Origin of the sequence: Bifidobacterium sp. UMB1197, assembly GCF_030217745.1 — a bacterium.
Taxonomy (GTDB): Bacteria; Actinomycetota; Actinomycetes; order Actinomycetales; family Bifidobacteriaceae; genus Bifidobacterium; species Bifidobacterium vaginale_B.
Genome location: NZ_JASOOL010000004.1, coordinates 47486 through 68604 on the forward strand (window position 1 = coordinate 47486; position 21119 = coordinate 68604).

Sequence of the window (21119 nt, forward strand, 5' to 3'; positions counted from 1 at the left end):
TTTTTAACTTTTGTAAAAATTGCAAAAGTGTTATAATGACTCTTTACGTGCAAAATTGCGGAAAATTCAAGGTGCTTATGATGATTTGCGCTCAAAATAAGCAATCTTATATGTAAACCAAAGTTGGTTGTAATAAGAAGTGAAACATAGTTGTGTCACCCATAGTTTTCATGTTTTGCATGGCAATAAAACAATATAGAAGCATGTTTGTGCCAACGGAGGAAAGGATATGCAGATGGTCACTCATCGCCACCTTGCGTCGAAAATAGTTTCTATGATTGCAGCGAGTGCAATGTTAATAACAGGTTTTGCTGTTGTTGGCAATGCAAGCGCTATTAGTGAGTCTAGTAATTCTCAATCTAGCAATCTAACTCTTAACCGTAAGGGTGTTATTGTTACTGCGTTCCAGCAAACTTGGAATAGTATTGCTCAAGAATGCAAAACAACTTATGGTCCTGAGGGCGTGAGTTATGTGCAAGTGTCTCCTCCAAATGAGCATGTAAAGGGTACTCAGTGGTGGACTTCTTATCAGCCTGTGAGCTATAAATTAAAGTCAAAACTCGGCGATAAAGATGGCTTTAAGAAGATGATTGCTACTTGCAAGGATGCAGGTGTTGGAATTATTGCTGATGCTGTTATTAATCACATGACTGGTGCTGGTGACACTCATACAGAGGGTGTTGGTGGAAGTAAATATAGTGCTGCTAAAGAAGATTTCCCAGATGCTGGTTATACTAAAGCAGATTTCCACACAGCTACTGGCAATATAGGCAATTACCACGATGCAAATGAAGTTTGGACTCACCGCCTTTCTGGTTTGCTTGATTTGGATACGTCAAAGCAGAATGTGCGCGAGACTTTAGGTAAGTACTTTGCTCATTTGCTAAAGCTAGGTGTTGATGGCTTCCGTATCGACGCAGTAAAACATATTTCTCCAACAGATATGGCTGCGATTAAAGCTGAAGCTGCAAAAGCTTCTGGTAAGAGTGTTAATGACATTTGGTGGATGCAGGAGACGATTGGTGATCCTTCTGAAGCTAAAGAAATACAGCCAGATCGGCATTTGAATGAAGGTGAAGTTAACGAATTCCAATACTCGTACCGATTAAAGAGTGATTTTTATGGCTCAATATCGAATCTAAAGAATATTACTGATAGACTTGTTCCAAGCGATAAAGCTTCGATTTTCGTTACTAATTGGGATACTCCTCGAGAAAATTATGTGCGCACGCTTACCTATAAGGATGGTCCTCGCTACGAGCTTGCAAATGCGTTTATGCTTGGCTATCCGTATGGAAATCCAAACATTTACTCGGGGTATAGGTTTGAGAATGGTCATAAGGATGATGGTGCGCCTAATGCTACCGATACGTCTGTTCCAGATGTGTCTTGCGGCAAGGATTCAAAGTGGCAGTGCACTCAGCGTTGGACTTCGATTCGCGGAATGGTTGGCTTCTTTAAGGCTGTAAATGGTGCTCAAGTCACTAATTGGCAAGATGACGGCAATAATAACATTGCTTTTAGTCGTGCAGGCAAGGGATTCTTAGCAATAAACAATACGCCAAACGCAAAGAAAGTTTTGTACACTACTGATTTGCCAAATGGTGAATATTGCAATGTGTATGAGGCTGGAAACTGTTCTAAGACTGTTAAAGTTACAGATGGCAAGGTTGCTGCGACTATTGCTCCTTATTCTGCAATTGCTTTGCATGTGGATGCGCTTAAGAACAATATTTATGAAAAAGTAAAATCTAATACGGCACGTGATGAATCTGATCCAAAATACAATGTTGACGATGTTCAAGACCAGTCAACAACTGTCTATTTTAATGCTAAGAATAGAAGTCCTAAGCCAAGTTCCGTAAATATTCATTATCAAATCGGCAATGGATCTTGGACTGCAGTTCCTGGTAGACCAATGCGCAAAGTTTGCAATGATTGGTTTGCAAGAACAATTCCTAATAATGGCAAGCAAATTACTGCTGTATTCAACGATGGTGGAGATAAGTGGTATCACTTAAATAATTCAAATAATTCAAATAATTCAAATAATGGTAATTTCACTATTCCTGCTACTGCAAAGAATTATGTAGTAGATGCAGATTTGAAAGGTTCTGAATTTGCTGAAATTCCTTGCAAAGTAGAATCTTCAAAGCCTTCTGCATTAAAGACGAAGATTGTTATTCACTATAAGCAAAAATCTGATGACAATCGCAATATGGGCGTTTATATCTGGGGTCTTAAAGATGCTCAAGGTAAGGCTATAGATGGTGCTTGGCATAAGTTCAATGGTCAAGACGCTTTTGGTAAGACTTACACAGTTGAGGCTGATGGCACTTACGAGAGTGGAAAAGTTGGATTTATTATCGTTGAAGACATATCAAATGGTTGGAATGATGGTAAGAAGGACGGCGGAGATCGTAAGGTCTGGCAAATCGAAGATGGTGTTGGCGAAGCTTGGGTTTACGGAGGAGATTCAAATACCTTTGCCGAACCTCCATCTGAAGTTGCTAACAAGCTTAATAACATTAAAACGTTAAACGTTACTGTTCACTACCGCAGAACAAACAAGGATTACGCTGGTTGGAATCTTTGGACTTGGTATGGTAGTAATAATGGCGTAAAGCAAGATTTTACGGCTCATGATGATTTTGGCAAGATTGCAGAATATACGTTTACGGATAGTAATGGCGTGAAAGATCCGAAGTTTATTGTGCGCTATTCTATGCAAGGCAACGATTGGGTTTCTAAAGATCCTGGCGAAGGCGATCGCGCAATTCCTGCAAAAGCAATCACTTTAAGTCAAGATGGTAACACTGGTAATGCTGAAATCTGGCTTATGCAGGGCGATAGTAGAGTTTACTTAAGCCCAAACGTAATCAACACGAAGGCTAATGCTATTAACGCTGATATTACGTCTTTGAAGGAATTTACTGTAAATGTGAGTGGCGACCCTTCGGAAGTAAAGAAGGAAAATGTTACTGTAACTGATGTTACAGATTCAAAGAAAGATCAACACAAGCCAATAGATATTTCGCAAGTTGCTGTTGTAGATAATAAGATTGTAATCACCGCAAAGAGCGACTTAGATCTTAAGAAAATGTATGAAATCAACATTAAAGGTGTTGGTGGAATGCCTAAAACAGTGTCTGCTTCAACTGTTAAAGGCTCTAAGGTTGTTCGCACTGATGAGTTCGATCAAAAGTATGCTTACAATGGCGATGACTTGGGTGCTGTTGTAAAAGATGGTTCTACGACTTTCAAGCTTTGGGCTCCAACTGCTACAAAAGTGGAGTTAGTAACTTATAAGTCAACTGATGAAAAAGAGCAAGAAGATAAAAAGCAAGATATGACTCTTGGCACAGAAGCTGGAAAGCTTGGCGTGTGGAGTATTACTACGAGTGATGCAAAAGCTGGTACTGCTTACACGTACAAGGTTCATTTTGCAGATGGCACTGTAAATAATTCTCCAGACCCTTATGCAAAAGCTGCTGTGCGAAATGGAATGAGATCCGTTGTATTCGGTAAAGATACTGGTAATCCTGTAACTCGTATGGCATCGTTTGGTAAGCGTCCAACTGATGCGACTATTGCAGAAATGAATATTCGCGATTTCTCGATTCATGAAAGTTCTGGCGTAGATGTTGCAAAGCGCGGAAAGTATCTTGGTGTAATTCAATCTGACACTAAGAATGGAAGCAATCCAACTGGCTTTAATTATTTGAAGTCCCTCGGCATCACTCACGTGCAAATCATGCCAATGTATGATTTTGGTTCTGTTAATGAAGATCTTAGAGTTGACTATGCAGAGAAGAACGACAAAGATAATCCTCACCAAAACTGGGGATACGATCCAATCAACTACAACGTTCCAGAAGGCTCCTATGCGTCTGATTCAGCAAATCCTGCTACGCGTATTACGGAGCTAAAGCAAATGGTTGAAGGTTTGCATAAGGCTGGCTTGCGTGTGATTATGGATGTGGTTTATAACCACGTTTATAACGCGCAAAAGAACGCTTTTGGCCAAACTGTGCCAGGCTACTACTTCCGTTACAACGATGACGGCAGCTTGTCTAATAGATCTGGTTGCGGAAACGATACTGCTTCAGAGCGCAAAATGATGCGCAAGTATATTGTTGACTCTGTAAAGTATTGGGCAAATGAGTACGGTATTGACGGCTTCCGTTTTGATTTGATGGGATTGATTGACCTTGAAACCATGAGTCAAGTGCGTAAGGCTGTTTATGACATTGATAAAAATTCGATTATTCTTGGCGAAGGCTGGGATATGAGCCAATTGCCTTACGAAAACCGCACTATTCAGCCTAATGCGTATAAGCTTGCAAGCAATAATGGCGTTGCATTCTTTAACGATTCCTTCCGTGATGCTGTAAAAGGCCAGGGAGATGAAGGTGTTGCTGGATTCGTGTCTGGAAACAAATATAGCGACAATCTAGTTATGCAAAATCTTTACGGCTGCCAGCCTGGAAACGCAAGCTGCCGAGATAGGCATTACGCGAATGCTGGTCAGACTGTGCAATATGTTGAAGCTCACGACAATCTTAATCTCTACGATAAGTTGAAGAAATCCTTGCCTAATGAGACAAAAGAGAATCTTAAGAAGCGAGTAATGCTTGCTAATTCGCTTGTAATGTTTGCTCATGGCATGCCATTCTTTGAGCTTGGTCAAGAGTTCTTACGAAGCAAGAATAGTAATGCAAATAGCTACAATGCTGGCGACGGTGACAATTCCGTTAAGTGGAATTTGGTTAATAAGAATTCTGATGCTGTTGAATACTTCAAGGCATTGATAAAGTTAAGAAACGAGATTCCAGCTTTACGTGATTCTGAATATTCTGATGTTAATAATATGCATTGGATTAAGAGTAGCGAAGGAATTAATGCGTTTAGTGTTGACTCCAACAATAAAACGTATGTGTTTATTTTCAATGCTAATAACAATGATGCTGACGTAAATATTGGCAAAGGAAAGTATCGCGTGCGCATTGCTGATGGAAAGTCTAACGGCAATGATGAGTCAAATTGGCATGAAGCATCTGTAAATGATAGTGGAAATTACAAGGTTTCTGCTCTTTCGACTGCTGTGCTTGTGAAGAATGTTGAAAAGAAGGATGATAATCCTTTTGCAAAGATTAATGCTAATGATGTTCTCCAATATAAGATGAATCCTTTAGATATTAATAAGTTGGAGGATGAATCTAAGCCTGGTACACAGCCTGGTACGCAGAATCCAAATCCATCTACGCCTGGGCATGAACAAACTCCTGGCACTGTAACTCCTACACCGCAGCCACCTGCTCCTGGTCCTGTAGTGCCAAATCCAGCTCCAGCTCCTGGTCCTCATCCACAACCAGCTCCTCAGCCAGCGCCAGTTCCAACTCCAACTCCTGGAGAAACTCATCCTGGAACTCATGAGCCAAATCCATCTACGCCTGGTCATGAGCAAACGCCTGGTCAAGTGACGCCTGCTCCTGCTCCGTCACCGACACCTCAACACCAGCCGTCTGAGCATGAAACTCCGTCTAAGCCGGATCATCTTAAGCCAGATCAGTCTAAGACTGAAACTCCAGCTGAGCATCCAGCGCCAGCTAAGTCTGAGCATTCTGCACCAGCTAAGCCGGTAGAATCTGCTCCTGTGCCTGCTGCTCCACAAACAGTTCAGCAGCTTAATCCAGAATTAAAGGGAACTCTCAGTGTTGGTAACAATAACGTTGCAAATGCAGGTGTTGTTAACAGTGTGAGAATTAATGTTGTGAACAGCGAGTTCACTGAGCGTTTGCAGCGTGATGGAGTAGTTTATGCTTACGCATACATTTACTCGTCTCCGCGCTTGCTTAAGAGTGCCGATGGCTCAAAGTTTGTTGCTGTTCGAATGGTGAATGGCAAGCCTCAGTTTAACGCTATGTTCCCATCTGGGTACTCTGGTAAACACACTGTTTTGCTTGTAGACGAGCATGGAAAGCAGTTAGCGTGGACGGATATTACTGTTGTTAACAATAGTAATTCGAGACGTGATGGTTTCCATTTGCAAACTGGTAGTAACGTTCTTACTGTATTTGCGGTATTTATTGTGCTTGCTTTTGTTGCAGTTATTGCTCGTTATAAAGTTGCATTTAGATAGATTTGTGACTTTGAGTTTTTGTAGTGCGCTCCGACCTGCCTTTTCGCTTAAGCGTAGTGCGCGAAGGCAATTCGGAGCGCTGAGCTTGCTCAAGGTTGAAAGCACGGTGTGCTTTCAACGCAAGCGAAGACGTTCGCGCGCTTAGACCGCGCGAACGACAGGACCTGCCTTTTCGCTTAGAGCGTAGCGTGAAAAGGCAAATGCGCGCTTGGCTGCGGGCCAGCGACTCTTGCAAGAGGGCATGATGGGCCATGTACAGCTGTTTGAGCCTGTGGAAAATCGCCGTTTGCTTAAAGACGGTACGCGCATGCCAGATGGATCTCGCTACGATGGGCATGAGGCAGAAAAAGCTATGCTGCTAAACCCAGATGCGCGCCTAGATGCCAGCGGCTATTATTGCTAACGTAGACATGAGTGTGGCTAATCCGCAATAGCGATTTTCCGCGTTCTTTCCCGATTTTGTAGCTTGACACGCCGTTTTTAGCTACAAAGTCGGGAGATTTTTCCCGATTTTGTAGCTCGACACGCCGTTTTGAGAAACAAACGCGGGGAAATGATCTTGTGTTTGTTTCCAAAAACACCAAAAATGGGAACAAACGCGGGGGAAAAGAAACAAACGCGGGCAAATCGCTTGTGTGGATTAGCCGCTCTTTATCGTAGTTAGGAAGTGAGCTTAATGATTGCAGGCATTGGTCACGATGTTGTACAGATTGCACAATTTGCGCAACAAATGCAAGATAGCAATGGATGGCGCTCGCTATTTTCCGCGCGCGAGCTTAGACAATGCGCCATGCGAGCGCACTTAAAGAACGACGCTGAGGCGATTCACGTTGCTGCTCGCTGGGCTGGTAAAGAGGCGGTTATAAAAGCGTGGTGCGAGGCTTTATCTTTGTTTGAAGATGCAAAATATCCTTACACATTAGATAACACTCCATGGGCAAGCATTGAGATTTTAGATGATTCTCGTGGTTGCCCAAGCGTTCATCTTGATGCTGCTGTTAATGAAAAGCTTATGCAATCTTTGAGCACGGTTCCTATGATTAATGCACAGAATGGCTTTTCTATTAGATGGCATGTGTCTTTAAGCCACGATGGTTTGTTTGAAGACGCATCTGCAATCGCCTCTGCGTTTGTTGTTTTAGAGTTATGCGATTTTTAATCATAAAACTTTAATCTAGCTAACTGCAGTGCGTATTGTGCGTATTGCATGTATTGTTCGTATTGCACAATTTAGCGCGAGTGTCGAAAGTTGCTTTAGGTCTAAACAGTCTGTATAATTAATCGAGTTGCTGTTTTGCAAGGTAATTAATAGCTTGCAAAATTCGCAGATTGCGGATGTAGCTCAATGGTAGAGTATCAGTCTTCCAAACTGATGACGCGGGTCCGATTCCCGTCATCCGCTCCATTTTATTCTCACTTTTTATACTCACTTTTTATTCCACTTTTTTCTTGCAATCTTTCTCGTGATTTTTCTTGTGATTTATCCCCATTTCTGCCAGTTAGCGTTTCTAAAGGTGTTTGCGCATGTTGCTATTGTTATAACGGTTAAACACGTAAAAACATGTGTCTGGAGGAGTTTTGGGACAGATTATCGTACGTGTAATTGCAGGTTTAGCTTCTATAGCAACAGCTCTTGTTGTTAACGCTGCTCCTGCGTTTAAAGTTGAAAATCGTTTGGATTTTAAAAATAGTACTTCTAAAGTTGTGGACAGCACGAGTAATGCTGATGGCACGAATGACGCAGATAGTGCAGATAGCGACCACAACACCATTGGCGATTACCGTTTAAGCGATAATCCTAATGGCAATTCAATCAATGATTCTAAATTACCGGAAAAAGTCGCATCTTCCCTTAAAAACAAAGACGAAGTTGTTTCTTCAAAGTATGCGCTTACATCTAATGGTAAATTAAAATCGCTTAAAACTGGCAAGATTATTACGGATTCTAAGATTGTTGGAACTAAAGATAAGCAGCCAGATCCGCTAGTTAAAAGCAACGGGGAACGCTTTACGCCTATTTCGGTTGGTGATTTACGAAAAGACATAAAGCGCGCAAATAAAGAAGATTCTTCTAAAGGCGAAAATGTTAATGTTTCCGCCAAAAAGCGTATATCCAAGCATAATAGAGTTGTTCTTATAAGTAACACTCAAAATAACTCAGAAGGCTCTACTTTAAGGTCTCAAGCAAAGGAATTGCAGGAATCTGGTTCTAAAACATCTGCCGATTTAACCAGTGATGCATTGCAAGGAGCCTATTTGCCAACAAACGGATTTGGCACTAGGTGGGGCAATTACAACGGGACTAAAGCGTTCTACACTGGCAATGGCAACTTGTTTGCATACAACGCAAGAGGCGTGATTGATGTTTCCGAACATCAAAAGGAAATCAACTGGGCTGCTGCTAAGAATGCTGGCGTAGAGGGTGCGATTATTCGCATTAGCTACGGCTGGGATAATGGCTACGATAAGTATGCTTTGCGCAATATTAATGAGTGCAAGCGTTTAGGTATACCTTTTGGAATTTACATTTATTCATATGCAGAAACGCCTGCGGACGGCGCTAACGAAGGTGCGGATGTTGCAAAGCTTTTAAGAAACGCTGGTGTTAGCCCAAGTGACCTTTCTTACCCTGTTTACTACGATCTAGAAAAATGGGTTTGGGCGGGCCACACTGCTCCAAACAATCCGTACGTTTACCAAAATATTGTTTCGTCTTGGTGGAACCAATTGTATAGTGCAGGATACACCAATCTTGGTGTTTATTCTTACGCAAGTTATGCAAACGGTCCGCTTAATTCGCAGTATATTCACGACCGTTTGAGCTGGATTGCTAGCTATGGCGCAACTCCGCTGTTTAATATTAGAACTACTTTGCGCGGATGGCAGTATACTTCCTCGGCTGTAGTCCCAGGAATCGAAGGCAATGTTGATGTTAGCGTGTTTGGAAATATGGATCCTAATGCCTATGGAGACTATGAATATGTAGGCAACGGGTGGAAAGTTAGTAAAGTTCCAAATCGCGATTTTTGGACTAATGGCACTCAAAGCCATGTTCTTCAATATCAGTTGCGCGAATCTTATTATATGCATGGTGGTTTTGCGCGTCTTGGTGCTCCTGTTGCCGATGAGGAGAACATTGGTGGCGGCTGGTGGCGTCAGCGTTGCCAGAATGGTGATGTTTGGACGCATGGAACAGACACTAAGTTTGTGATTCAGTTTGAGCTTAGAGGCTCTTACTACTCGCACGGCGGTGCTGGCTGGCTTGGCGCTCCTGTTGCCGATGAGGAGAACATTGGTGGCGGCTGGTGGCGTCAGCGCTGCAAGAATGGCGATGTTTGGACTTACGGAAGTGGCACTAAACTCGCTATGATGTTCAACTTGCGCGATGCCTACTACAAGAATGGCGATGCTAATGGCATTGGTGTTCCTGTTGCCGAAGAAGAGAATATGGGTGGCGGCTGGTGGCGTCAGCGCTGCCAGAATGGTGATGTTTGGACTCAAGGAACAGACAAAAAGCTTGTGATTCAGTATGAGCTTAGAAGTTCATATTATAATCACGGCGGTGCTGGCTGGCTTGGTGCTCCTGTTGCTTCCGAGGAGAATATGGGAGACGGCTGGTGGCGTCAGCGCTGCCAGAACGGCGACGTTTGGACTCAAGGCCGAAACACTAAGCGAGTTGTAATGTTCAATCTTCGCAAGGATTACTACAAGCGCGGTGGCTTCGAAAAGCTTGGCGCTCCTGTAGAAGACGAACATAATGACGGCAATGGCTTATGGCGTCAAAAGTGCCAGAAGGGTGTTCTAGAAGCCCACTGATAGCCTTTGGCTCCATTCAACAAAAGCATCTGGATTCGTGTATTGTATTTCGTTTGCTGATTCTGTGTGATTTGCAAATACAAGCAAGAATCCTAATACGATTGTTACTGTAGTGCATGCAACGATTAGAGTTTGAATAGACTTTTGACCATTCAACTCATTGTTGCATGCATTTTCTTTATTTAATTGCAATTGTGCATTTTGATTAGCTGAGCAATTTCTTCTAGCAAACCCAATCGAAGCAATAAGCATAAGAATTATTATTGAATCGCAATAATAACGGTAAAGACTACCGCCTAAGCAGTAGTTTACGTAGATTAACATAATCGAGAATGTTATTCCGCTTAAGCACATTATGTATTCGATTTTTTGCATGTACTTGCGTCTTATTAAGAAAATGCCCCAAATAAGTGGTATTGATAGCAGACCAAGTGTCATGTGATTAAAGAAACTATTTCCATAATCCGAAATGTTTGAGTTGGTTATTGTAATATACGGGAAGTCCGTATCTACGCTTGGTGGCTTTATAAAGAAGTTTATTAACATGTCTTTGATTTTTAGAGGGTCAAAGGTTATACGATTAAATCGCAAGTCAAAGTTTGTTAATTGTTCTTCGTTACCAAAGTTAAAGAATGAACCAAAACGCAAGTAGTTATATACTAAGATTCCAGTAAATCCAGCTATTGCAGGCGTTAAGAAGCTTATTGCGGCGCCAGCTCTATTGATTATGCTTCTAGAGTTGTTAAATAGTAGTGCAATAAACAGTGGGGCTATAAACGCAACTGTGGAAATGCAAGAATTTGGTCTAGACCCGCATTGCAAAGCTAAGCTTAATCCAGCTAAAGCAAATAGGGCGTATTGTGCAACGCTGTTTTTAAGTCTTACAGCTTTTAGTGATGCATACACAAATAATGCTCCAAATAGCATTGCGCTTACCATAGGCATGTAGTAAATCGATGCAGATGCTTGCAGATAAAAAACAAGGCACCCAAATGGTAAGGCTGCTCCTATAAGCAGCATTGAGCAGTAGTTTATTTGTATTTCAAAGAATGTTATTATTTCTTTCCACAATGCAAACAGTACTGGTATTGTAATTGCTGCAAATAATGTTGTTACCATTATTGCGCTCGGCATCCAAGCTGGGAACAAAGCGTTAAACGGCAAATAAGTTAAAATAAACGGTACTATTCCAAAGTAGCAATAATATTTGCCATTATGCAGCACAATATCCCATATTGCAGGAGTTCCCTCGCGCACTAATTGCATTCTTTTGCCAATGCTAAATGGGTTTGCTGAATGCAATAATCCCTTTGGTGGGTCTTGTAGCAAAGAGAGTGAGTTTTGTTTCCAGGCTTTTAGCTGCTCTGTATATGGGTTTCCGTCTATAAAATCGTATGTATTGTAGGCGAATGGAACACGTATTCGATTATAAGTGTTTAAGCGAAGCCAAATATAAAGGGAGAATCCAGTTACTATTGCACATACAATCCAAAAGATTATGTTTTGAACTCTATTGCTTTGATTGTAGGCTATTTTATGCCATTTTTTCTTACGTATTGTTATTATTGCGGATCCAAATATAAACAATATTGCCCATTTTGCGTAATTGACATGCAGATTGTACTTTGGGTTGATTGTTATTTTTTGAACTACGATTCCGCTTGGAGTTCCATTAAAGTGTAGCTTTATTTTATTTAGTTTTCCGTGACTTTCTAAGCGCACTTGAGTGGTGTTAAATTTTCCAGTTGTTATTTTGAATCGGCTTGCCAAAGCGTATCCAGGAGCTATACCAAAGTCTTCTAATTCTACGCTTCCAGTTACGTAATAAACTGGTTTTGTCTGTTGTAGCGAAATCTCTAATGTTTTGCTATGCGCATTTAGGTTTGTAAATTCTATGTCTGCGCCACTTTTAGGTATGTGTATGCCGTCTTTATTGTATTTTGCGCGTTCAAGCGATTGGTTTGTACTTTCCGCTTTTGCTGTTTTTACCGTGCTTAAGCTTATATTTTGTGTTTTAAACCCTGGGCCATAAGCTTGGAATATATTGCTAAAGAATGCTAACGTTATTAGCCCGCTTACAATAAAACACACTATATATGGAAAATAATTTTTTAGCTTAGGATTGCTATCTATAAAGCTTTGCACTCTTATTACTTTCTATTTATTTTCTATTTATTTTTTATTTCTTTTTAGATAATCAAATAGGTTAACTTGCTCAATAAATTGCTTGCGATCATTCTTAGCAAGAATATCTAATATTATTCCTGCAATAAACAGAAGCAATCCAGCTATAATCAGCATTACGGCGCCAATTAGCGTAGGGAAGCGTGTTACTAAATGTGTGCGCCAAAACTCTATAAATGGCAGCATGCATGCCCCTAATCCGCATAATGTGATTAGCACGCCTAGAGTGCCAAAAAATGGCATTGGTTTGTATTCGCGAATCATGTGGAAGATTGTAGAAAGTACGCGGATTCCGTCTCCAACAGTATCTAATTTGCTAACCGAGCCTTGCGGGCGATCCCTATATTGGATTGGCATTTCGTACAGCTTTAGATTGTTGTTAAGAGAATGAATTGTCATTTCTGTTTCAACTTCAAATCCGCGCGAAAGCACTGGATATGTTTTTACAAATGTAAATGAAAAAGCGCGATATCCCGTCATTATATCCGTGACTTTTGCGCTAAAAAGTGTGTTTATTGCGCCGCGCACTAGGCGATTTCCAAAGTTGTGGAATGGTCGCTTGTTTTCTTGAAAATATGTTGAGCTTAAGCGGTCTCCAATAACCATATCGTAGCCTTCAACGATTTTTGCAACCATTTTTGGAGCAGCTTCTGCTGGGTATGTGTCGTCGCCATCTGCCATTACGTATACGTCTGCGTCTATGTCTTGGAACATTGCGCGTATAACATTGCCTTTGCCTTGTCTTGGCTCTTTACGAACCACCGCTCCTGCTTTTGTGGCAATGCTAGCAGTTTCGTCTGTTGAATTATTGTCGTATACGTATATTGTTGCTTCTGGAAGTGCCGCCTTAAAGTCTTTAACAACTTTTTCAATGGTGATTGCCTCGTTATAGCACGGCAGCAACACTGCGACAGAAGTCATAATATATCCCTTCATAACGGTAAATGGCGTGTGCTTTGGGTTTTAAACGACCTTTTTAGTTACTGGCACGTCAATGTTATTTTACTCATTATTGTGGATTGTGCGCTTGTTTACAAAAGTTGCATGCTGCAAAAAGTGTCAAATGTTCAAAATAAACTAATAATAATTATTTTTGAACACCTTTGTGCATGCTATACCAATGCAACAAAATGTATAGAGCCATCAGTATGCACCTCGACTAGTGCATGGAGACACTGTTATGGAAGCATATTCAGCATTAACTCATAATGAATTTGCTGTAATATCAGCATTGCAACGTTTGCCAGGAAGTAATCAACGTACTATAGCTGAGCATACGAAGCTTTCATTAGGCACAGTCAATAGTGCGTTACGCGATGCTATTCAGCATGGGTTCGTTGTTAATGGTGAAGTTACAGCAAAAGGTCTTACAGTACTTGAACCATATCGTGTACACAATGCTGTTATTATGGCAGCAGGGCTTTCATCACGTTTTTCTCCGATTTCGTACGAGCTTCCCAAAGGTCTTATTACCGTGCGTGGGGAGGTGCTTATTGAGCGTCAAATTCGCCAATTGCAAGCGGTGGGAATTAAAGATATTAGCGTGGTGGTTGGCTACAAGCAGGAACGTTTCTTCTATTTGGAAGACAAGTTTACTAAAGGCGATTTTTGCGTAAAAATCGTGCCAAATAAGGAATATCGTGAGCGCAACAACAACAGTTCAATCATGGCTGTTGCTCATCTTTTAAGTAACACGTATATTTGTTCTTCCGACAATTATTTCGACGAAAATCCTTTTGAACCATACGTGTGGAAGGCTTACTATTCTGCGCAATATCAGCAGGGCCGCACTAAAGAGTGGTGTATGAGTGTTGGCGCGCACGATCGCATTACTTCGGTAACTATTGGTGGCAGCGATGCGTGGTACATGATTGGTCACGTGTATTTTGACAGCGAATTTTCGGCTAAGTTTGTGCGAATTTTGCGTGCGGAATATGATTTGCCGCAGACTGCTGGCAAGCTGTGGGAAGACATTTTGATTGAGCATTTAGATGAGCTTGATATGCGCATGCGCCGCTACGATCCGCCGATTATTCACGAGTTCGATTCGTTAGATGAGCTTCGCGAGTTTGATCCGCTGTTTTTGGAAAATGTTGACAGTGAAGTTTTTGATCGCATCGTTAAGGTGCTTGGTTGTAAGAAGACGGATATTCGCGACGTGTACCCGTTGAAAAATGGTTTGACGAATCTTTCTTGTCATTTTACGGTTGGCTCTAGCGAGTATGTGTACCGTCATCCAGGGGTTGGTACGGATGTGTTGGTGAATCGCAAGGCTGAGTATGAGGCTTTGCATGCGGCGCAGCGCCTCGGTTTGGATGGTACGTTGGTTGCGGCTGATCCGAAGTGTGGTTGGAAAATCTCGCATTTTTTGAAAGACTGTCGTATTGCTGATTTTCACGATTCTGGCGATTTGCGCGAAGGTATGCGTCTGATTCGTAAGCTTCACAACAGTGGCGCTACGGTGAGTAGACGGTTCGATTTTTATAAGGAGTCTCAGCGTTATTTGCGCGATTTGTGCGCTCGTAGTGTTGCATTGCCCGAGGGTGCTGACGCCTTGCTTAATAAGGTCAATTGGTTGTATGAGTGTGTGAGTAAAGATGCTTGTCAAAAAATTTGCTTGGCACACAACGATGTGTTGGGTGCGAATGTGCTTGTGGATGTTGCTGGATGCTACCATCTGATTGATTGGGAGTATGCGGGGATGTCGGATTATGCGCAGGATTTGGGTACGTTGTGCGTGTCTGACGAACTTAATGAGCAGGAGTTTGACGCGGTTTTAGTGGAGTATTTTGGGCGCAATCCTACTTGCGATGAGCGTCGTCATTGCATAGCATACGTTGGTTTTGCGGGGTGGTGTTGGTATTTGTGGTCGCTGGTAAAAGAGGCTGAGGGGGAGCCCGTAGGTGACTGTCGTTATTTGTATTACCGTTATGCGAAACGTTACATTAATCGCGCTTCGAGCGAATACGGTGCCAGATTTGCCAGTTCTGCCGAATCCTCAGGCTCTGTAGAAAAGGTGTGATTTTATGAAATATTCCTTAATAAGCGGACTGTTTTGGGGACTTGATACTGCTTTGCTTGCGGTATTGGTTGCGTTATCCGTACACGGCTTAACGCCTTCTGCAGTATGGTATGTGGGTGTTGTTGGTGCTTGCGTTCACGACGTTGTGTGTGCTGTAATATTGTGGATTTATATGGCTTGTCGTTCAAAGTTGCGCGAAACTGTTGCTCTTTGTAAGCGCGTGAAATTGATTGTGCCTATTGTTTTGAGTTCGCTTCTTGGAGGCCCAATAGGTATGACTGGTTATGCTATTGCGGCAAGTAATATTGGCGCTGGTTACGCTGCTGCGATTTCCGCATTGTATCCAGCTTTTGGCATAGTACTTTCTTCTATTGTGTTACGAGAACGCTTAAGTGCGTTGAAATACTGTGCTTTTGCTGTAACACTTATTGCGGTAGGAGTGCTTGGCTACTGTTCTTGTGCGGAATCTTCAACCGCAACTGTCGCCTCTGTGGGCAGTATAGTCTTAGGTTTGATTGCGGCTGTTTTTAGCGTTATCGGTTGGGGGAGTGAAGCCGTTGCTTGCGCGTGGGCTACCAGAAAGCAAAGCGTGGACGACGAAGTGATGCTGCACGTGCGCGAAACTGTTTCCGCGTTGTCGTATGCCTTGCTCATTGTGCCGTTGTGTACGATACTGCCGGTTTTTAGCGTAAAGATTATGCAATCAGCAGGCTTTATTGCGTTAGCTATATTTATAGCGTTACTTGGTACTGCTTCCTACTTGTGCTACTACCGTGGTATTGCTCAGGTTGGTGCGACGCGCGCTATGGCTGGAAATATTACGTACGCGGTGTGGAGCATGATTGCGGCAGCGTTGCTTTCTCAAACGATTCCTCCGCTTATTGCGTGGGCTTGTTGCGTGGTGATAATTGCGGGTACGGTAGTGGTGGCTTCCGAAAAATAATCGCAACGGAGTATGATAAACCTGTATTGCATTGTGGCAACAGTTTATAGCAGTACGCTATAGCAAGTATGTTTTTAAATAATGAGGGAGTAGTGAACTTATGGTTTCGCCGTTACGTCGCATAGTGAGTTGGATAATAGGCAGACTCCCTTCGTCAAAACGCTCTATTGTGGAAGTGCGCGAGCAGCTGAGCGCTATTCAAACGCAAATTTCTCGATTGCAAGAATGTGTCGACGCTCGCTGCGCTCATCTTGAAGTTGAGCAGCGTAATGTTGAGAAGTCGTTGCGCACGGAGATTTTGACGAATCGCGAGCAGTCTTCGATTATGGCTTGGTCAAACTATAGGAAAGATGGCGAAAGTAGTGTGGATGCGCATAAGCGTTTCTTCCTTAGTTTGCCGAAAGCTACAGGTTCTATGCGCGTTATACAACGGGGTTGTGCGTCGCTGCTGAGCGAGTTTGCGCAGATTGCGCAGCAGCATAATCTTCAGTATTGGGCTGATTTTGGTACGCTACTCGGTTGCGTGCGTCATCGTGGGTTTATTCCTTGGGATGACGATGTTGACTTGGGTATGATGCGAGAGGATATCGATAAGCTGCTGACAATGTTGCGCGAGGATGCTGCGTTGCGCGCGCGCTACCGTGCGGTGCTCGTGTACGATCCGTACGTGTGCTGCCGTCAGTTGCGGTTCCGTTACGCGAATAATAGTAATCCTTGTTTTTTGGATATTTTCTTCTACGATTACGCGCCTGATTTGACGTCTGAACAGCAGCAGAGTTTTGTGTCTTTGCGTAAGGATTTGCAGCAAGAGTTGCGTTCGCAGACTTTTTTCAACACATGGCTTGACCGCGGTTATGTTGAACAGGGCGGCGAATACACTGCTGAGATTGAACAGATTTTTCAGAGTTTCCAAAAGAAGGCTGTAAACCAGGGGCTTGTTGTGAGTAATTCTTGCGCGCGCAACGTGGTGTACGGTTTGGATAATGTTGATGCTGAGAATTTGTATATTGCACAATGTGCCGAAATGTTTCCAGTAAAAATGGCAACTTTTGAAGATTTTTCTGTTGCTATACCGCAGTTGTCGGAAAATATTCTGGAACGCGTGTATGGTGATATTTATCAGCTGCCGTCGGATATTATTACGCACTTCCGTCATGTTGACTGTGAATCATTGCATAACAGTCATATTGACGATGTAATCAAGCAGGATATTTGTTCAAATCCGTATGTTGTCGATTGTGGCAGACTTGAGTGAGTTATGTAACACTACAAAATGGTAACGTTAAGAATGGCAATAGTACGAAGGAATTAACAGGTGTGCATATGGGCGATACAAGCAATAGTAACGGTAATGCAACTTCTGCAAATAGTGTAACGGCAGAAAGAAACGTAACGATGGCTGGTAGTGCAGTAAGTAGCACAATAAGTGGTGTAATAAGCAGTGCACTACAGTACGGTTGCGATTTTGCTCGAGCTGCGCGTTCCATTTTACGACGTATATCGCTAATTATACCGCTTATTATTGTGCTTCTACTGGAGCTTGTATGGTTCAACTTTCCAGCAATCGAATCGGCACGATTCAACTCAACTCCTGTTCAGAGCGTTTCAACCGGTGCTGGTTTGATTCGTCATGGCGACGTGTACACAGTTACTGGCAAAAACGATCAATACATACAATTGCATTACGCTCAGCCTTCTCAAATAAATAACATTTACGTCGATATGCGCTCGCCTCATACTCGCACGCTCGATATTGCTGTGTACGTGTTGGATGGCGGCAACAGTGCTTCCTATATTCAAGTTGCGTCTCAACCAGTTACGTCTAATGTGAACGATACGAAGTATGTGCGAGTGCATGCGGTTGATAAAGTTGCGGGTTTGCGTTTGAGCACGAAGCTTCAAAAAGGTGATTCTTTTACAATTGCTAACCTTGCGTTGAATCAGCGTAGACCGTTACATATTTCACTTGTTCGCGTAGTGATTTTGTTGCTAATCGCTTACGTTATATATGTGTTGGCTCCGCGTTCGCGCATTTATAAAGAAGCGCTTGATTTGCGCGTGCGCAAACAGCAGTTGTGGCTTGTTGCGTTAGTGCTAGTGCAGTGCGCAATACTTGTTGTAGTAACGAAAATTACTGGTACTCAACACATGTTTACTGCGGGTGTGTGTAATAACGGAGGCTTTATATGTGATGCCAACCAATACAATCACCTCGCCAACAGCCTGATCAAAGGTCACCTTTACTTGGATCTGCCAGTTCCTGACTGGCTGCCAAATATGAGCAACCCTTACGACGCAGGCGCGCGCTATGCTATGTCGATAAAAACTGGTCAACCAACCTACTGGGACTATGCGTTCCACGGAAGCCACTACTTTACTTACTTCGGCGCACTTCCGGCATTGTTACTTTTTGTGCCGTTCAAAGTGCTTACTGGCCACGATTTGCGCACAGATTATGCCGTCGCCTTTTTTGCTGTAGCTTTCGCAATTGCTTCACTGTATCTTATGGTGCAGCTACTTCGACGCTTCTTCCCAAAGCGATCTTTCGGCTTCCTAGTGCTGTCGCATCTCATTATGCTCATGTCCAGCGGAGTTCTAATTCAGGCGTATCTGCCGCAAATCTATTCGCTTCCTATGCTCTCATCATTGTGTTTCACCTGCTTAGGACTGGGATTGTGGCTACAAGCGCGAACTGTGCAAAGTGCCCAATCTGAAACACCGTACTTACGAAAGTCACTACTCATTCTGGGAGCAGTATGTATTGCACTAAACCTAGGGTGTAGGCCGCAATTTATTCTGTCGTCGCTGTTTGCTTTCGTAATTTTTAAGGAAGAAATCGTAAAGTATCGTCTATTTTTTGCTTTCAAACGAAGTAGTGTAATCAATACTATATGCGTAATAGCACCAATGATTCTTATAGGCTTAGTCGCCTGCTGGTATAACTACGCGCGTTTCGGCTCTCCACTAGATTTTGGTGCAACCTACAATCTCACTGGTTTTGACATGGTTCACCGTTCCTACTCTTGGGCGCGAATCCCATGGGGAGTATGGATGTATCTGTTCCAACCGATTACTATTACGCCAGTATTTCCGTTTATGGAACAATCCGTGCTGCCATCAATGTTCCACGGGCAAATAATTATGGAGCCATTCTTTGGTGGGTTACTTGCTTACTCTCCTGTATGTGCAGCCGTAGTGTTGTACCCAGCAGTAAAGCAACAATTACGTAAAAAGCAGCTTGCAGGATTCTTTACGCTCGGCTTAACGTTAGCGATACTGCTTATGGTATTAGACGCGGAAGTAGTAGGAATTTCAAGCAGGTACTTTAGTGATTTTGGATGGCTGCTAGCGTTGTGCGCAATTATGGTGATTGCAAGTCTTGTAGACAAAGTTTCGTATTGCGTACACATGGTTGACATTCCTTCTGGTTGTGTCGACGAACCAGACGAGGAGTTTACTTCGCAAACCAACTTTAAATTAATGCATAAAGTATTGATTATTCTGGTGATTTCCAGCGTTGGCTTGTGTTCATTAAACCTACTTGCCAATGGACGATACTCGGACCTTCAAGGCACTAGGCCGAGCATATACAGAAGTATTGAATCCTGGTTCTCGCCACTTATGTAAAAAACGAATAAGTTGCAATTTGGTTATTATTGGTAAATTACAATTCAAATAATTTGAAGAAGAAAATTTTGAAGAAGAAAATATGGTAGTAGAACAAAAACAACCAGTGCAAGAAGTAGCGTCTTCTGCACAAGCTCAAGCGGAAACGCAAGCTCAAGAGGCATTACAATCTAGCAAAAATCTGCAAAATGGCGCGCAAAATGGCTTGCAAAAAGACCTGCAAGTTGAAGTTTTGCGAATTATTGCAATGCTTATGATTGTGGCCTGTCACATGATCATACATTTGAACATTCGCGCGCACAGTTTCAATATGGAACTTTTGCCAGCTCCAGGCTTGCGTTCAGCACTTAAATTCTTAGTCGTACAATATGGTCAAGTTGGTGTCTCAATCTTCTTTATTATTTCCGGCTACTTTTTATGTCGCAAAACCTTCCGCTACCGACGCGTTTTTGCAGCGTGGGCGCAAATGTTCTTATACTGCATTATCGTGCTGGCGGTAACCTTCATAGCGGACTGCTTTGGCTTACTTCCAGAAAATTTAAGCAACTTACTTCACGGAAAAGAACTTGCCTACACGCTATTGTGGAATGTGACGCCATTTACCTATCGAAGCTACTGGTTCATGAGCGCATACTTAATCATGCTTATGTTCATGCCTTTTATCAACATTCTTATAAGTCATATGACTCAGCGCGATCATGCTATGTTGCTGGTACTTCTTGCGTCAATCTCACTTATTCCGCTATATTTTGGCAAAAATTATACTTGGAATGACATTATTTACGCAATTTTTGGATATTTAGCCGGAGCTTTTATTGCGCAGTACGGTAGCGGAATAAAAAAACTTACTACAAAGCGACTTTGTGCGTGCGTAGCAATATCTACTGTTCTTATGCTTGCTTTCGACTACATTGCTTCGTCCGGGAATAAGTTTGTGCGAGTTCTTACGTGGAATCAGCAGGTCCACGGCGGCATTGGAATACTGCCAATGATTATTGCAATGTGTATTTTCATTCTCGTACACCGAATAAATATGCTGCGAATTAAAGGAGTAGCAAGAACCGTAATTTTGCGCGTTTCCAAAGCAACTTTCGGAGTATACCTTCTTCACGAGCACATGTTTATTTTTGTAGCGTTGTGGACGTTTGTGGCGTGGATGCTTCCTACAACTTCCTCAAGCGCACTCATAGTGCTACTTTACGCGATTACTTTAATTTGTACGTATGCAGCACTTTCAGTTGTGGCAGTTGTAATAGATCTTGTTATTAAACCGCTTTCTAACAGAATTGCGCTAACGTTGGAGCATGTCGCCAATTGCGTATGTTCTGTGTACAAAACGGATTCGCAATCCAAAATGGAGTAACTAACTGATAAAATATATATCT

Annotated in this window: 10 protein-coding genes, 1 tRNA gene and 1 pseudogene; 10 read left to right on the plus strand and 2 right to left on the minus strand. The window is 42.5% G+C overall.

Translation table 11 applies throughout. The annotated features are described in order from the left end of the window. Positions 1-235 precede the first annotated feature (235 nt). The 5 genes and pseudogenes from pulA (at position 236) to QP420_RS03560 (ending at position 9958) form a co-directional block, all read left to right on the plus strand. Entirely contained in the window at positions 236-6142 is a 5907-nt protein-coding gene (gene pulA, locus QP420_RS03540; protein ID WP_481616595.1) for a type I pullulanase, read from the plus strand. Between the two features lie 187 nt (positions 6143-6329). Further along, positions 6330-6545, plus strand: a pseudogene (locus QP420_RS03545) (hypothetical protein); the annotation flags it as partial. Between the two features lie 273 nt (positions 6546-6818). After that, positions 6819-7301: a holo-ACP synthase gene (locus QP420_RS03550; RefSeq protein WP_481616558.1), complete on the plus strand. Its 483-nt coding sequence runs from the start codon at positions 6819-6821 to the stop codon at positions 7299-7301. A 172-nt stretch (positions 7302-7473) separates the two neighbouring features. After that, positions 7474-7547 (plus strand) — tRNA-Gly (locus QP420_RS03555). Positions 7548-7720: 173 nt separating this feature from the next. After that, positions 7721-9958, plus strand: coding sequence for a GH25 family lysozyme (locus tag QP420_RS03560; protein WP_481616559.1), 2238 nt, complete (start codon positions 7721-7723; stop codon positions 9956-9958). On the opposite strand, the gene QP420_RS03565 is transcribed toward QP420_RS03560, so the two are convergent. After that, on the minus strand, positions 9944-12103 hold the full coding sequence (locus tag QP420_RS03565; RefSeq protein ID WP_481616560.1) for a hypothetical protein: 2160 nt from the start codon (positions 12101-12103) through the stop codon (positions 9944-9946). The two genes, QP420_RS03560 and QP420_RS03565, sit on opposite strands and share 15 nt — an antisense overlap. A gap of 27 nt (positions 12104-12130) precedes the next feature. After that, complete coding sequence (locus QP420_RS03570) at positions 12131-13063, minus strand: glycosyltransferase family 2 protein (protein WP_060786573.1); 933 nt, start codon at positions 13061-13063, stop codon at positions 12131-12133. A 259-nt stretch (positions 13064-13322) separates the two neighbouring features. Here QP420_RS03570 and QP420_RS03575 point away from each other — a divergent pair, with 259 nt between their 5' ends. The 5 genes from QP420_RS03575 to QP420_RS03595 all read left to right on the plus strand — a co-directional run bounded on the left by QP420_RS03575 (position 13323) and on the right by QP420_RS03595 (position 21097). Further along, a complete protein-coding gene (locus QP420_RS03575; RefSeq protein ID WP_481616561.1) occupies positions 13323-15164 on the plus strand; it encodes a phosphotransferase in 1842 nt (613 codons plus the stop codon). 4 nt (positions 15165-15168) lie between these two features. Beyond that, positions 15169-16107, plus strand: coding sequence for a DMT family transporter (locus QP420_RS03580; RefSeq protein WP_060786571.1), 939 nt, complete (start codon positions 15169-15171; stop codon positions 16105-16107). A gap of 100 nt (positions 16108-16207) precedes the next feature. Beyond that, positions 16208-17362 (plus strand): LicD family protein, encoded by a 1155-nt coding sequence (locus QP420_RS03585; RefSeq protein ID WP_060786570.1) that lies wholly within the window; start codon positions 16208-16210, stop codon positions 17360-17362. Then, on the plus strand, positions 17359-19734 hold the full coding sequence (locus tag QP420_RS03590; RefSeq protein WP_481616562.1) for a hypothetical protein: 2376 nt from the start codon (positions 17359-17361) through the stop codon (positions 19732-19734). Before QP420_RS03585 ends, QP420_RS03590 begins: the two co-directional genes overlap by 4 nt. Before the next feature lie 82 nt (positions 19735-19816). Then, positions 19817-21097 carry an acyltransferase family protein gene (locus QP420_RS03595; protein WP_481616563.1) on the plus strand — a complete coding sequence of 427 codons (1281 nt, stop codon included), beginning with the start codon at positions 19817-19819 and terminating at the stop codon, positions 21095-21097. Positions 21098-21119 lie beyond the last annotated feature (22 nt).

What these genes read in the sequence shown, in the direction of transcription:
- QP420_RS03550 (WP_481616558.1), top strand. Translation starts at nt 6,819, where the DNA reads ATGATTGCAGGCATTGGTCACGATGTTGTACAGATTGCACAATTTGCG.
- QP420_RS03575 (WP_481616561.1), top strand. Translation starts at nt 13,323, where the DNA reads ATGGAAGCATATTCAGCATTAACTCATAATGAATTTGCTGTAATATCA.
- QP420_RS03595 (WP_481616563.1), top strand. Translation starts at nt 19,817, where the DNA reads ATGGTAGTAGAACAAAAACAACCAGTGCAAGAAGTAGCGTCTTCTGCA.
- QP420_RS03570 (WP_060786573.1), bottom strand. Translation starts at nt 13,063, where the DNA reads ATGACTTCTGTCGCAGTGTTGCTGCCGTGCTATAACGAGGCAATCACC.
- QP420_RS03585 (WP_060786570.1), top strand. Translation starts at nt 16,208, where the DNA reads ATGGTTTCGCCGTTACGTCGCATAGTGAGTTGGATAATAGGCAGACTC.
- pulA (WP_481616595.1), top strand. Translation starts at nt 236, where the DNA reads ATGGTCACTCATCGCCACCTTGCGTCGAAAATAGTTTCTATGATTGCA.
- QP420_RS03580 (WP_060786571.1), top strand. Translation starts at nt 15,169, where the DNA reads ATGAAATATTCCTTAATAAGCGGACTGTTTTGGGGACTTGATACTGCT.